Below are 14,335 nucleotides of genomic sequence, written 5' to 3'. Positions count from 1 at the left end.
TTATTAAGCTGCGATTAAACGACGGAGGTTACTCCGTCAGATCCACTTGCTGATTATCGATCAGGCGCGCATTCCCCAACCAGGCGGCCATCAGAATCACGGCGCGCTGGCTATCCACCGTCAGCGGCTGCAAATTGTCGGCATCGCAAATGGCCAGGCCATCAGGGCGGAAGCCTTTCTCACGCAATGCGGCCTCGGCCGTTTCGATAATCTCTTCAACATGGCGTTCGCCGTTGTTCAGACGCTCGGCCATGCTGTTCATCACCTGGCTCAGACCCGCAGCGATCGCGCGCTCTTCGCTGGTGAGATAACCGTTACGTGAGCTCAACGCCAAACCATCTTGCGCGCGTACGGTTGGCACGCCGACAATCTCGATATCGAAGCCCATGTCGGCCACCATCTTGCGAATAATGGCTAACTGCTGGAAATCTTTCTCACCAAAACAGGCAATATCGGGCTGCACCAGATTAAACAGTTTGCTCACAATAGTGGACACACCGCGGAAGTGACCGGGACGACTGGCACCTTCCAGCAGAGACGATAACCCCGGAACTTCAACGAAGGTCTGGCTATCCAGCCCTTTGGGATATACATCCGCTGGCGCAGGGGCAAACACCAAATCGACACTATGACGATTGAGCTTCTCGCAATCGTCCTGCAAGGTGCGGGGATAACGCGCCAGGTCATCGGCGCGTTCAAACTGCATCGGGTTGACGAAGATCGAGACCACCACGATATCGGCCCGCTCGCGCGCTTCATCCACCAACGTCAGGTGGCCGTCATGCAGGTTGCCCATGGTGGGCACCAGCGCGATACGTTTGCCTTCCTGCCGCCAGCGACGAATTTCTCGTCGCAGCATCGGCAGCGATTCAATAATCAGCACTGCAAATCTCCTGATTTACTGGAAACTGTGTTCGGCGGCTGGGTAGATGCCCGCCTCAACGTCGGCAATATACTGGCGAATTGCCGCGCGAATGTCGCCGGTTTCCGCGAGGAAATTTTTGGCAAATTTAGGAATATGACCGCCGGTAATGCCAAAGGCATCGTGCATCACCAGAATCTGTCCATCGGTGACGTTACCCGCACCAATACCGATGACCGGAATGCTCAACGCTTTGGTGATACGCTCTGCCAGCGCCACCGGCACACACTCCAGCACCATCAATTGTGCTCCGGCGGCTTCCAGCGCCAGTGCATCGGCCAGCAAACGCTCCGCGCCCGCTTCATCACGGCCCTGCACCTTGTAGCCACCAAAGATGTTCACTGACTGTGGCGTCAGGCCTAGATGACCACAGACCGGCACGGCGCGCTCGGTAAGCATACGCACGGTGTCTGCCAGCCATTCACCGCCTTCCAGCTTCACCATGTTGGCACCGGCACGCATCAGTTGAGCGGCGTTATCGAAGGTTTGCTGCGGTGTGGCGTAACTCATGAACGGCAGGTCGGCCATCACCAACGCATTCGGCGCGCCTCGGCGCACGGCCGCGGTGTGATAAGCGATATCCGCCACGGTGACAGGTAATGTGGATTCATGGCCTTGCACGGTCATGCCAAGGGAGTCGCCAATCAGCATCACCTGAATGCCTTCATCGGCAAACAGGCGGGCAAAGCTAAAGTCGTAGGCCGTCAGGGTGGCAAATTTGCGGCCACTGGCTTTGAGCTGGCGTAAATGGGAGATGGTTGTCGGTTTCATCGCACACTCCAGAGTTTTCTGATGCGCGCAGTGTACTGGATTGATTGAAAAGGCGATACGACCGTAGTGCGATTATTGCCGCCTACTCAGACCACAAGCGGATGGTGCTGCGATCCAGCGTGGCGAGGATGCCGGTCAGTGGCTGACCGTTGGGCAAGCGCAGGCCAGGCGCGATTTCCAGCAGCGGTACCAGCATAAACGCACGGTTGTGCATGTCGTAGTGTGGCACGGTGAGACGTGGGGTGTGAATCGTCTGCTGACCAAACAGCATGATGTCGATATCGAGGGTGCGCGGTCCCCAGCGCTCCGCTTTGCGCACACGCCCATGCTCCAGCTCGATACGTTGCGTATGATCGAGCAGCGCTTCAGCTTCCAGCGTGGTGTCCAGCGCGACCACCGCATTCAGGTAATCAGGCTGGTCTGGCGGGCCGTACGGTGGCGTGCGGTACAGTGAAGAGGTGGCGACGCGCGAGGTGTGCGGTATCGCATCAATCGCGGCCAGCGCTGCATCAATCTGATGCAGCGGGTCGGCCAGATTACTGCCTAAGGCGAGGTAAACACGAATCATGATGCGCTATTGGTATCGCGGCGCGGGCCGGTTGGACGACGGCGCGGACGACGCGGTTTGCGACGCGGTGCCACCGGATCATCGCCCAGCGTGTTCATCATGGTTTTCTGCTCGACCGGCGCCGCAGCCTGGAACTCGCCCCACCAATGGGTCAGGCTTTGCAGTTCGCGGTTGTTTTCCACATCGGCTCGCAGCGCCAGCAGATCATAAGCGGCACGGAATTTAGGATGCTCCATCAGCTTCCATGCGCGTTTGCCATGACGACGCGACATGCGCAACTGCAGCTGCCAGATATCGCGAATCAGGGTGGTGATACGCTTAGGAATCGCCAGCGCACGGCAGGCTTCATCCAGCGTTTCGTTCATCGACAGCGCAAAGGCGTCGTAATAGGTCAGTCCGCTTTCCTGCGCAATGCGTTGGGCCGATTCCAGCTGCGGATACCAGAACATCGCGGCAAACAGGAAGGCCGGATTGACGCGCATATCGTTCTGAATGCGGTTGTCGGTGTTCTTCAGCACCTGAGCCAGCATTTTCTCCATCAGACTGTCGCTTTCGGCGGTGAAGCCACGTGTCAGGGTAGGGAACAGCGGCTGGAACAGATGGTACTCACGCATCATCTGATAGGTACGGAATCCGTAACCGGCTTGCAGCAATTTAAGGGATTCTTCAAACAGACGCGCAGGCGGAATGTCATTCAGCAGCGTGGCCAGGCGCGGAATCGGCTCGGCAGTTTCCGCGGCAATGCGCATCTCCAGCTTGGCGGCAAAACGCACCACGCGCAGCATACGTACCGGATCTTCGCGATAACGTGTTTCCGGATCGCCAATCAAACGGATCACGCCGTCTTCCAGATCCTGCAAACCGCCGACGTAATCACGTACGGAGAAATCCGCCACGCTGTAATACAGGCTGTTGATGGTGAGATCGCGGCGCTGGGCATCATCTTCGATGCTGCCAAAAATGTTATCACGCAGCAGCATGCCGTTCTGGCCGCGCTGGGAGTTGTTGCGATCGTCTTCAGCTTCTTCCTGGTGATGGCCACGGAAAGTCGCGACTTCGATCACTTCAGGACCGAACATCACATGTGCCAGACGGAAACGACGACCGACGAGACGGCAGTTGCGGAACAATTTGCGCATCTGCTCAGGCGTGGCGTTGGTGGTGATATCAAAGTCTTTTGGCTTCTTACCCAGCAGCAAATCGCGCACGCCGCCGCCTACCAGGTAAGCTTCGAAACCGGCTTTATTCAGGCGATACAGCACTTTAAGGGCGTTTTCGCTGATATCTTTGCGTGAGATGTTATGGCTTTCACGGGGAATGACGGTCATCAGACTTTCAGTTTCCACCTCTTCAGGCGCCTCCTCGTCACGCTTGAGGACTCTCCGGCAAAAATTTGCGACTCGGGTAAAAATGGGACACCTCGACAGTGATAAAAGGGTGTTAATAAATCAGCGGCTAATCATAGCCTGTTGCGAACCATTTAGGAATGGCGATGTCGCCTCATCCGTGATTCGCGCGTTCTGTTGTGGGATCAGTTGGATACTCCACTGTGCCACCGCGTTATCGAGCAGTTGCTCCACTGTGGCATCTTGCCAACTCTCCAAAACCGATTGCCCCAGCAAGTGCAACGCGCATATCAGCAATGGGCGCGCATCCCCATCAGGTAGAGCGGGCGCATGATTCTGTTTAGAGAGCTTATTGCCATCGTCATTGATGGCCAGCGGCAGGTGCAGATACGCAGGCACCGGCCAGCCGAACTGCTGGTAGAGCGCGATTTGACGCACCGTGGGTTCAATCAAATCTGCCCCGCGTACGATTTCCGTCACACCCTGAAAATGGTCATCTACTACCACCGCCAGGTTGTAAGCAAACAAACCATCCCGGCGATGGATAATAAAATCTTCTTCTGCCAGCGAGCGCTCGGCCGCTAAATGACCGCGCAGGCGATCGTCAAAGCCATAAACCGGCGCATGCTGACGCAGGCGCAGCGCGGCGTTCTCTGCAGGGAGATGTAATTCCCGACAGTGACCGTCGTAGAACCCCCCAAGCTGCTGAATACGGCTGCGCGTGCAGGTACAAAAGTAGCTTTGACGGTGCTGTTGCAGCCAGCTCAGCGCTTCCCGGTAGGCATCATGACGCTGCGACTGCCACAACACGTCGCCATCCCACTGCAGGCCATAATGCTCCAGCTGTTTCAGGATGCGTGTCGCTGCGCCAGCCACTTCTCGCGGCGGATCGATATCTTCAATACGCACCAGCCAGCGGCCTTGTTGCGCACGCGCGCTCAGGTAGCTGCCTAAGGCGGCTATCAGCGAACCAAAATGCAGATCACCAGAAGGAGAGGGAGCGAAACGCCCGACGCAGGAAGAGGTTGAAGAGTTCATTTTGAGGTGCACCGCACGTCGGGAAAACAGTGGTTTTCCCGGCAGTGCGGCGACATTCTGCTCACGGCCATTAGCCTGCCATCTGCTTCTCGCGGATTTCAGCCAGCGTTTTGCAGTCGATGCAGAGATCGGCGGTCGGACGCGCTTCAAGGCGACGAATACCAATTTCTACACCACAAGAATCACAGTAGCCGAAATCGTCGTCATCCACTTTCTTCAGCGTTTTTTCGATCTTTTTGATCAGTTTACGCTCACGATCGCGGTTACGTAATTCCAGGCTGAACTCTTCTTCCTGTGCGGCACGGTCTACCGGATCCGGGAAGTTCGCAGCTTCGTCCTGCATATGCGACACAGTGCGGTCTACTTCATCCCGAAGTTGGTTGCGCCAGGCTTCCAGAATCTTGCGGAAATGGCTCAGTTGGGCGTCGTTCATATACTCTTCGCCCGGTTTCACCTGATACGGCTCCACACCAGCGATGGCGAGGATACTCAGGGACGATGTTTTACGGTTTTGCCCTTCTTGCATGTTGTTTCTCCTGGATAACACGCCCTTCCCGTCATACTTCAGGTTGCATGTGCATTGGCTAAATTGACCACCGACTGCCTGCAACGCGAATTATTAAGGGGTATATCGATTCCCATCAGGGAAAAAACAGGCCGCTATAAATAGCAGAAGCAGTCAAGGTTGGCAATTATTCATATTCGCACCTTGACAAGCCTGTGAGGAACAGCGTATTTAGCGCACCGCCCAGAACATTCCTATCACAGCAAATTGCTATAAATATTACAACTCTGCGTTAATCGTCACGGCGACGGGCTGAGTGAGTAACATTTGAGCAGGTGAAATCTGAGCCTGATACGCCAACACTTCCACTCCACAGCGTTGAGCCTGTCCCAGTAGTTCTGCGTAGTGTGCGTCGATATGGCGCGCCGGGGAGACGTCCTCAATCCCCGTATGCAGAACGGCGAACAACAAAACAGCTCGATGACCCTCTGCCGCGATAGCACTGAGTTCGCGCAGATGCTTCTGTCCTCGAGCCGTCACCGCATCCGGAAAAAAGCCTTTACCCTGCTGTAAAAGGGTGACGGACTTGACTTCAATATAGCAGTTTGATCTGCCCTCCGCTTGCAGCAGGAAGTCAATTCGGCTTTTTTCCGTACCGTATTTCACTTCAGGTTGGCAGTGGCTGTAAGCGGACAATTCTGGAATGGCGTCAAGGGTTAAGGCTTCACGCACCAGTTGATTGGCTCTGAGGGTGTTCACGCAGATCCAGTGGCCTTGTTGTGTCTCGGTCAGTTCCCAGCTATGCGGATACTTGCGCGTGGTGCTGTCTGAAGTGGAATACCACACGGTATCACCCGGCGTGGCGCAGCCGGTCATTGCGCCGGTATTGGCGCAGTGAATGGTCAGTGTCTCCCCCTCTGGCGTCACGACATCGGCAAGAAAGCGCTTATAGCGCGCGATAAGACGAGCGGGTTTTAGCGGTGGATCAAACTGCATTCAGGCTCCTGACGAAGAGGGCAATGGCCAGCGCGCCAGCCGCCGATAGCGGGTGCGTCCCTGGCTAAAGGTCGATGAGAACAGCGCAAAGTCACTGACATCGTACTGCCAGTGAAAGCCGCGCGGGGGTAAGGCCACTTTTTGCGTGGCGTGGCGCAACAAAGTGATATGCGGGTGAAAAGGCTGCGCACTCTGGGCGCAGCCATGGCGAGCCGCCTGAGCACGCAGCAGGCTCGCTAACTGCAACAAGCCGCGTGGCGCACGTTGGCAGCCAAGCCACACGACACCGGGGCGCGGCCAGTGTCCCGCATCATCCAAATCCAGGCTAAAACCGGGCTGAACAATGCGCGAAGCTAACTGCTGTAACTGCTGCGAGGTCTCGGCACTGACATCCCCCAGAAACGCCAGCGTCAGATGCAGATTGGCGGCGGCCACCGGTTTTCCTGCCCCTTCTGCAAAGTGATCTGCGCGCCACTGTACCAGCTGTTGCTGGAGTGGCGCGGGCAGTTCGAGGGCAAAAAACAGACGTTGTATCGACATGGTGACGTGGCCGTTGAGTGCTACAATGCGCGCCATGTTAGCACAGGCAGAGTGGGAGTTAAGTGTGAGTGAATTACCGGTAAGTGAGGTGCTGCCTGCATTGCTCGATGCATTGTCTCAGTCATCACAAGTTTTACTGGCGGCACCCACCGGCGCGGGAAAATCGACCTGGCTGCCGCTGCAACTGCTACAGCAGTCGGTGCTGCCGGGGCGCATCATTATGCTTGAGCCGCGTCGTCTGGCGGCGCGTAATGTGGCGCAGCGCCTGGCGGATCAGTTGGGGGAACAGCCCGGTGGCACCGTGGGATATCGCATGCGCGGTGAAAACTGCTGCGGCCCCCATACGCGACTGGAAGTGGTGACCGAAGGCATTCTGACGCGCATGTTGCAGCGCGATCCGATGCTCGAAGGTGTGTCGCTGGTGATCCTCGATGAGTTTCATGAGCGCAGCCTACAGGCTGATTTGGCGCTGGCGCTGCTGCTGGATGTGCAACAAGGGCTACGCGATGACCTGAAAATTCTGCTGATGTCCGCAACGCTGGATAACGATCGGTTGCGTCAGCTGCTGCCTGCTGCGCCTTTTATTGTTTCTGAAGGACGCAGCTTTCCGGTGATACGCCGTTATGCCTCACTCAACCCGCAGCAACGTTTTGACGAAGCGGTGGCGCGAGAAGTGGCGCAGTTGCTGCGTGAGGAGTCGGGCTCGCTGCTGCTGTTCCTGCCGGGCGTGGCAGAAATTGAGCGCGTGAAGCGCGAGCTGGAATCCCGCGTCGATGAAGACGTGGATCTCTCTCCTTTATATGGTGCGTTGTCATTGGATGCGCAGCGCCGAGCGATTCTGCCTGCGCCTGCCGGTCGCCGCAAAGTGGTGCTCGCCACAAACATTGCCGAAACCAGTCTTACTATTGAAGGTATCCGCTTAGTGGTGGATAGCGGGCTGGAGCGTTCGGCACAGTTTGATGTGCGTAGCGGCGTAACGCGCCTGCAAACGCAACGCATCAGCCAGGCTTCCATGACCCAGCGAGCCGGGCGAGCCGGGCGTCTTGAACCCGGTATTTGCCTTCATTTGCTGCCGCAGGAGCAGGCGATGCGTGCAGCGGCGCAAAGTGAACCCGAAATCCTCAATAGCGATTTGGCTGCGCTGCAGATCGATTTGCTGCAATGGGGTTGCCAGGATGCGTCACAGCTCTGCTGGCTGGACGCGCCACCGCCACGCAGCTTGCGAGCGGCACAGGCTTTGCTAACGCGCTTAGGCGCATTAGAAAACGGCAGGCTTAACGCGCGCGGCCGTAAAATGGCGACGCTTGGCAGCGATCCACGTTTGACGGCGATTCTGTGTGCGGCACAAAGTCAGGATGCCATCGCCAGTGCCGCTCTGCTGGTGGCGATACTGGAAGATCCACCGCGCAACGGTAGTGCAGATTTGCGCGACGCCCTTAATCGACCACAGCCGCATTGGCAAAGGCGCGCGCGTCAGTGGCAGCAACGGTTGAATGCCAGCGATGGCCGCGTCAATCCCGATCTTTTCCCCGCATTATTGGTGACAGGCTTTGCCGATCGTCTGGCGCAGCGGCGAGGCGAAAGCGCACGCTATCAGCTGGCTAACGGTATTGGCGCCATGCTGGATGAACAGGATGGCCTGAGCCGCTATGAGTGGTTAATCGCGCCGACCCTGTTACAGGGCGCCAGTGCCGCCGAAGCCCGCATGTTACTGGCGCTGCCGGTAGAGATAAGTGCGTTACGCCAGCAATGTCCTGAACTGGTGTCGCAGCGCATTGATGTGGAATGGGATGAAGAGAAAGGGACATTGCGCGCCTGGAAACGGGAACTCGTGGGTGCGCTGGTCCTAAAAGCACAGCCGCAGGCGCGACCGGAACCGGAGATTTTACATCCGGCGATGTTGCGCTGGATCCGCGAAAAAGGGCTCTCGGTACTCGGCTGGACCCCCGAAGCGGAACAGCTGCGTTTGCGTTTGCATTGTGCCGCCGAGTGGCTGCCGGAAGAGGCGTGGCCGCCATTGGACGATGAGAGCCTGCTCGACTCGCTGGAGCGTTGGCTGTTACCCGAGATGGGTTCCGTGCGCGATCTCAGGAGCCTGCAGGCCGTCAATCTTGTCAGCGCATTATTACATTTGCTGACATGGTCACAACGTCAGCGGCTGGATACTGTGCTGCCAACTCATTACACTGTGCCGACCGGAAGTCGCCTGCCTATTCGTTACGATGCTGAAAAGCCTCCGGCGTTGGCAGTGCGTATGCAGGAGATGTTTGGGGAAGCGCAAAATCCCGCGGTGGCCGAAGGCCGCATTCCGCTGGTGCTGGAGTTGTTGTCACCGGCGCAGCGTCCGTTGCAGATCACCCGTGATCTCGCTGCGTTCTGGCGCGGAGCCTATCCTGAAGTGCAGAAAGAGATGAAAGGGCGCTATCCCAAACATCCCTGGCCCGACGATCCGGCAAACGCCTTACCGACAAGGCGCACCAAGAAATTTTCATCGTGACACTCTGTGGATCGAATTCAGAGGGTTCTGCCATGCGCAGCACGAGAAAGCAGTTAGAGTAACGGCCGTAGCCGTAGCTATGCCTGGAGAATAAAAGCATGTCTGGGAACGATCGCGAACCTATTGGGCGTAAAGGAAAAGCGCCAAAGCCGCCGCGCAGCACTGCGCGCCGGGGTCGCCGCAGGGAGCTTGATGATGATATCGATCAGGACGATTTTGACGAAGACGATGAGGAGAGCACACCGGTGCCACCAAAAGGTAAAGGGAAAGGAAAACGTCCGCCACGCGGCAAACGTCGTTGGTTAGGCTGGTTAATTAAGCTTTTCCTGGTCTTTGTGGCCGTGATGGTGGCCTGGGGCATCTATCTCGACTCTGAAATCCGCAGCCGCATCGACGGTAAAGTGTGGCAGTTGCCTGCTGCTGTCTACGGCCGCATGGTGAGCCTTGAACCGGGGATGTCGTACGACAAAAAAGAGATGATTGCGCTGCTGGAAGGCACGCAGTATCGCGAAGTGTCGCGCATTACCCGTCCGGGCGAATTTAGCGTCAAAGGCAACACCATCGATCTGCTGCGTCGTCCGTTTGACTTCCCGGACAGCAAAGAGGGGCAGATCAACGCCCGTCTGACGTTCAGCAACAACGAACTGAGCGAGATTAAAAACCTCGATACCGGACGTGATTTTGGCTTCTTCCGCCTTGATCCACGTTTGATCACCATGCTGCAATCGCCGAACGGTGAGCAGCGTCTGTTCGTGCCGCGTGCGGGCTTCCCGGATCTGCTGGTCAGTACGCTGATCGCGACCGAAGACCGTCACTTCTATGAGCATGATGGTATTAGCCCGTATTCGATTGGCCGTGCATTCCTTGCCAATATCACGGCAGGTAAAGCGGTACAGGGCGGCAGTACCCTGACCCAGCAGCTGGTGAAAAACCTGTTCCTGACCAACGAGCGTTCACTGTGGCGCAAAGCGCGTGAAGCTTACATGGCGGTGATCATGGATGCGCGCTATAGCAAAGATCGTATCCTTGAGCTGTATCTCAATGAGGTGTACCTCGGCCAGGCTGGCAACGATCAGATCCGTGGCTTCCCGCTGGCGAGTTTGTATTACTTCGGTCGTCCCGTCGATGAGCTGAGCCTCGATCAGCAGGCGATGCTGGTTGGTATGGTGAAAGGGGCGTCACTGTATAACCCGTGGCGCAACCCGAAACTGGCGCTGGAGCGTCGTAACCTGGTGCTGCGTTTACTGCAGCAGCAGAACGTGATCGATCAGGAGCTGTATGACATGCTCTCGGCGCGTCCGCTGGGTGTGCAGCCGAAAGGGGGCGTGATCACGCCGCAGCCTGCCTTTATGCAGATGGTACGTAACGAGTTGCAGGCCAAACTGGGCGACAAGATTAAAGATCTGTCTGGCGTGAAGATTTTCACCACGCTCGATCCTATCTCTCAGGATGCTGCGGAAAAAGCGGTTGAAGATGGCATCCCGGTGCTGAAAAAACAGCGTGGCTTGAAGGATCTGGAAACCGCGATGGTGGTGGTGGATCGCTTCAGTGGTGAAGTGCGTGCCATGGTGGGCGGCGCGGACCCGCAGTTTGCCGGTTACAACCGTGCGCTGCAGGCGCGTCGTTCTATTGGTTCACTGGCTAAACCGGCGACCTATCTCACCGCATTGAGCCAGCCGAATACCTATCGTCTGAACACCTGGCTGGCGGATGAGCCGATAGCGCTGAAACAGCCGAACGGTTCCATCTGGAAACCGATGAACGACGACAAGCGTTTCAGCGGCAAAGTGATGCTGGTGGATGCCTTAACCAACTCCATGAACGTGCCTACCGTAAATCTGGGGATGACATTGGGTCTGCCATCGGTGGTGGATACCTGGACGAAGCTGGGCGTGCCAAAAGATCAGCTGAATCCGGTGCCAGCGATGTTACTGGGAGCACTTAACCTGACACCGATCGAAGCGGCGCAGGCGTTCCAGTCGATCGCCAGCGGCGGTAACCGCGCCGACCTGTCGGCGGTACGTTCGGTGATTGCTGAAGATGGCACGGTGTTGTACCAGAGCTTCCCGCAGGCGCAACGCGTTGAGCCGGCGCAGGCTGCTTATATGACCTTGTACACCATGCAGCAAGTTGCCGATCACGGCACCGCCCGTGCGCTGGGCGCGCGTTACCCGAATGCTCATCTGGCGGGTAAAACCGGTACCACCAATGATTTGATCGATAGCTGGTTTGCGGGTATTGATGGCAAAGAGGTGGCGATCACCTGGGTTGGCCGCGACAACAACCAGACGTCGAAGCTGTACGGTGCGAGCGGTGCGATGCAGATTTATCGCCGTTATCTCGACAACCAGGCGCCAATGCCGCTGGTGCTGACACCGCCAGAAGATATTACGCAGATGAACGTCGACTCTGCCGGTAACTTCGTGTGTGGTTCTGGCAGCAGCACCTGGCGTTCACTGCCGGTATGGACGTTGGATCCCAACGCGCTGTGCCAGCAACAGCAGCAACAGATCCAGCAACAGCAGCAGATCCAACAGCAGCAAGAGTCGCAACCTCAGCAGCAGTCACCTCAGCAGCAGGGTGAGCAGAAAGATGCTGACGGCGTGGCGGGCTGGATTAAGGATATGTTTGGCAGCAAATAGTTAGCTGCAGAAAACAGAGGGCGCTTCGGCGCCCTTTTTCGTGCCTGTGATTTGTTAATCGCGATCATGGATATGCACGATCTGGTCGCAAACGCACCGCCAACAGGCATTACATCTTGCGGATCTCGCCAAACTTCGCCTAAAATCCGTGCGTCTAATAATCATTCTCGTTTGTATTCACCTGCGTCGTTTTCTTTCCGAGAGATCCTTTTATGAATACGCGAATTTCAAATCCTTGTTCTGCCCGTGCTGCGACTTCCCGCCGTCCGCTCGCTTTATTAATTTCTTTAACTCTGGGTACGCTGAGCGCACAGGCGCTGGCAGAAGATACCGTGGTGGTCACCGCCAATGGCGGCAACACCGTCGCGCAGGAAAGCGCATGGGGTCCGGCTCCTACCATTGCCGCGAAACACAGTGCTACCGGCACCAAAACCGATACGCCGATTGAGAAAAACCCACAGTCGGTTTCGGTGGTGACGCAGGAAGAGATGGCGATGCACGCTGTCACCAGCGTAAAAGGTGCGTTTAACTACACGGCTGGCGTGCTGACGGGTAACCGCGGCAGCTCAAGCGTGATCGATGCGCTGTCGATTCGTGGCTTTAGCGAAACCAACACTAACCAATATCTTGATGGCCTGAAGCTGCAGGGGGATAACTACTCCGAGTTCGCCATTGATCCTTACTTCCTTGAGCGTGCGGAACTGCTGCGTGGCCCGGTGTCGGTGCTGTACGGCAAGAGTAACCCAGGCGGCGTGGTGTCGCTGGTGAGCAAGCGCCCAACGCAGGAAACACTGCGTGAAGTCCAGTTCCAGATGGGCACCGATAACCTGTACTCAACGGGCTTCGATTTTGGCGGTTCTCTGGATGATGACGGCGTGTACAGCTATCGCCTGACGGGCCAGGCCCGCAGCGCTGATGCGCAGCAGGAGATGAACAAAGAGAAGCGCTACACCATCGCGCCTTCGTTCAGCTGGCGTCCTGATGCCAATACCCGCTTTGACCTGCTGACCTATTTCCAGAACGAGCCAGAAACCGGTTATTACGGCTGGTTGCCGCGTCAGGGCACCGTGGTAGGCATTACCCGCCCGGATGGCAGCAGTTATAAGTTGCCAACCAATTTTGATGAAGGCGAAGACAGCAACAAGATCTCGCGTAACACCAAGATGGTGGGCTACAACTTCGAACACAGCTTTAACGATACCTGGACGGTGCGCCAGAATCTGCGTTACGCGGATTTGAGAACCAATTACCGAAGTATTTATGGCTTTGGCTACAATGAGGCTGCTGGGAACATTACACGTTATTCAGCATTATCAGACGAGAAGCTGAATGAGTTCTCTGTGGATACTCAAGCGCAGGCAAAATTTGATACCGGTGCGGTTGGACACACCTTGCTACTTGGGGTGGATTTCCAACGCATGCGTAATGATATTGATGCTCAATTCGGTACAGCCAACAGTCTGAACCCTTTTAACCCGCAATATGGTGATGACACCACGTTCCCCTATACCGACCCTTATCAGCATCTCAATAAGCAGCGCCAAACAGGCCTTTATGCTCAAGATCAAATGGAATGGAACCGCTGGGTGCTGACCTTAGGTGGTCGTTACGATTACGCTATGACCTCCGTATATGATCGTGTTGCCGGTTCTGTTGATCGTCAGAATGATCAAGCCTTTACATGGCGCGGCGGCTTGAACTATGTATTCGATAACGGTATCGCACCTTACTTTAGTTATAGCGAAGCGTTCATTCCAAACTCGGGTTCAACCTGGGAAGGCCAGGCATTCGATCCTTCACGCGCTAAACAGTATGAAGCTGGTGTGAAGTATGTACCTAAAGATCGCCCAGTCGTCTTGACGGCAGCAGTATATGAGCTGACAAAAACCAAGAACCTTACGGCCGATCCTGATCCAACGCATCAGTTTGCTAGCATTCAGAGCGGTGAAATCCGTTCACGCGGTGTTGAGTTGGAAGCCAAGGCGGCGCTGAACGCCAACATCAACATGACGGCGTCTTACACCTATACCGATGCGGAATATACCGAAGACACTGTGCTGAAGGGCAAAACACCGGTGCAGGTGCCGAAGCATATGGCCTCACTGTGGGGTGACTATACCTTCCATGAAACAGCACTATCAGGCGTGACTTTAGGCGCAGGTGTGCGTTACGTGGGTGAGAGCCAAGGCTTGTACGCGAGTGGCACCAATGCTAACCAGAACTTTGCGGTAGCCAGCTACACCACCGTCGACGCGGCGCTGAAATATGACCTCGGTCGTTTCGGTTTACCGGGCTCTTCTGTCGGTGTGAACATCAACAACCTGTTCGATCGTGAATACGTTGCCAGCTGCTATCGTGATTACGCCTGCTACTGGGGTGCTGAACGTCAAATCGTCGGTACGGCGACCTTCCGCTTCTGATTCTGTCAGGGCGAACAATGTTGTGATTAGGGGCGGCCTCAGGGCCGCTTTCTTCAAAATCAGATCTGTTTTGTGCTTATTAATCAGGGA

At 56.3% G+C, this 14,335-nt stretch carries 11 protein-coding genes; 3 read left to right on the top strand and 8 right to left on the bottom strand.

What is annotated here, in order from left to right:
• Positions 1-28 precede the first annotated feature (28 nt).
• The 8 genes from panC to thpR form a co-directional block, all read right to left on the bottom strand.
• Complete coding sequence (gene panC, locus WFP70_RS06930) at positions 29-883, bottom strand: pantoate--beta-alanine ligase (protein WP_038648994.1); 855 nt, start codon at positions 881-883, stop codon at positions 29-31.
• A gap of 15 nt (positions 884-898) precedes the next feature.
• Positions 899-1,693 carry a 3-methyl-2-oxobutanoate hydroxymethyltransferase gene (panB, locus tag WFP70_RS06925; protein WP_058960869.1) on the bottom strand — a complete coding sequence of 265 codons (795 nt, stop codon included), beginning with the start codon at positions 1,691-1,693 and terminating at the stop codon, positions 899-901.
• A gap of 82 nt (positions 1,694-1,775) precedes the next feature.
• Positions 1,776-2,261, bottom strand: a complete 486-nt coding sequence (gene folK, locus WFP70_RS06920; RefSeq protein WP_160868769.1) for a 2-amino-4-hydroxy-6-hydroxymethyldihydropteridine diphosphokinase — start codon at positions 2,259-2,261, stop codon at positions 1,776-1,778.
• Positions 2,258-3,673, bottom strand: a complete 1,416-nt coding sequence (gene pcnB, locus WFP70_RS06915) for a polynucleotide adenylyltransferase PcnB (RefSeq protein WP_205625007.1) — start codon at positions 3,671-3,673, stop codon at positions 2,258-2,260. The genes folK and pcnB overlap by 4 nt, the downstream gene beginning before the upstream one ends.
• 36 nt (positions 3,674-3,709) lie before the next feature.
• Complete coding sequence (gene gluQRS / locus WFP70_RS06910) at positions 3,710-4,645, bottom strand: tRNA glutamyl-Q(34) synthetase GluQRS (RefSeq protein WP_182057201.1); 936 nt, start codon at positions 4,643-4,645, stop codon at positions 3,710-3,712.
• 70 nt (positions 4,646-4,715) lie between these two features.
• On the bottom strand, positions 4,716-5,171 hold the full coding sequence (gene dksA, locus WFP70_RS06905) for an RNA polymerase-binding protein DksA (RefSeq protein WP_034829547.1): 456 nt from the start codon (positions 5,169-5,171) through the stop codon (positions 4,716-4,718).
• A 258-nt stretch (positions 5,172-5,429) separates the two neighbouring features.
• On the bottom strand, positions 5,430-6,146 hold the full coding sequence (sfsA, locus tag WFP70_RS06900; protein WP_166934101.1) for a DNA/RNA nuclease SfsA: 717 nt from the start codon (positions 6,144-6,146) through the stop codon (positions 5,430-5,432).
• Positions 6,147-6,686 carry an RNA 2',3'-cyclic phosphodiesterase gene (gene thpR, locus WFP70_RS06895; protein ID WP_097118377.1) on the bottom strand — a complete coding sequence of 180 codons (540 nt, stop codon included), beginning with the start codon at positions 6,684-6,686 and terminating at the stop codon, positions 6,147-6,149.
• A gap of 25 nt (positions 6,687-6,711) precedes the next feature.
• On the opposite strand from thpR, the gene hrpB reads away from it, so the two are divergent.
• The 3 genes from hrpB to fhuA all read left to right on the top strand — a co-directional run bounded on the left by hrpB (position 6,712) and on the right by fhuA (position 14,245).
• Positions 6,712-9,183: an ATP-dependent helicase HrpB gene (gene hrpB / locus WFP70_RS06890; protein ID WP_337023061.1), complete on the top strand. Its 2,472-nt coding sequence runs from the start codon at positions 6,712-6,714 to the stop codon at positions 9,181-9,183.
• 98 nt (positions 9,184-9,281) lie between these two features.
• Positions 9,282-11,825 (top strand): bifunctional glycosyl transferase/transpeptidase, encoded by a 2,544-nt coding sequence (gene mrcB / locus WFP70_RS06885; RefSeq protein WP_337023060.1) that lies wholly within the window; start codon positions 9,282-9,284, stop codon positions 11,823-11,825.
• 212 nt (positions 11,826-12,037) lie between these two features.
• Positions 12,038-14,245 (top strand): ferrichrome porin FhuA, encoded by a 2,208-nt coding sequence (fhuA, locus tag WFP70_RS06880; protein ID WP_337023059.1) that lies wholly within the window; start codon positions 12,038-12,040, stop codon positions 14,243-14,245.
• Positions 14,246-14,335 lie beyond the last annotated feature (90 nt).

Source organism: Pantoea sp. USMM079 (assembly GCF_037153115.1).
GTDB lineage: Bacteria > Pseudomonadota > Gammaproteobacteria > Enterobacterales > Enterobacteriaceae > Pantoea > Pantoea communis.
This window is presented reverse-complemented; position numbering and strand designations above follow the sequence as displayed.

Bases quoted from the DNA above. Each gene is read 5' to 3' on its own strand.
- gluQRS (WP_182057201.1), bottom strand. From the start codon at position 4,645: ATGAACTCTTCAACCTCTTCCTGCGTCGGGCGTTTCGCTCCCTCTCCT.
- mrcB (WP_337023060.1), top strand. From the start codon at position 9,282: ATGTCTGGGAACGATCGCGAACCTATTGGGCGTAAAGGAAAAGCGCCA.
- hrpB (WP_337023061.1), top strand. From the start codon at position 6,712: ATGCGCGCCATGTTAGCACAGGCAGAGTGGGAGTTAAGTGTGAGTGAA.
- sfsA (WP_166934101.1), bottom strand. From the start codon at position 6,146: ATGCAGTTTGATCCACCGCTAAAACCCGCTCGTCTTATCGCGCGCTAT.
- folK (WP_160868769.1), bottom strand. From the start codon at position 2,261: ATGATTCGTGTTTACCTCGCCTTAGGCAGTAATCTGGCCGACCCGCTG.
- panB (WP_058960869.1), bottom strand. From the start codon at position 1,693: ATGAAACCGACAACCATCTCCCATTTACGCCAGCTCAAAGCCAGTGGC.
- dksA (WP_034829547.1), bottom strand. From the start codon at position 5,171: ATGCAAGAAGGGCAAAACCGTAAAACATCGTCCCTGAGTATCCTCGCC.
- thpR (WP_097118377.1), bottom strand. From the start codon at position 6,686: ATGTCGATACAACGTCTGTTTTTTGCCCTCGAACTGCCCGCGCCACTC.
- fhuA (WP_337023059.1), top strand. From the start codon at position 12,038: ATGAATACGCGAATTTCAAATCCTTGTTCTGCCCGTGCTGCGACTTCC.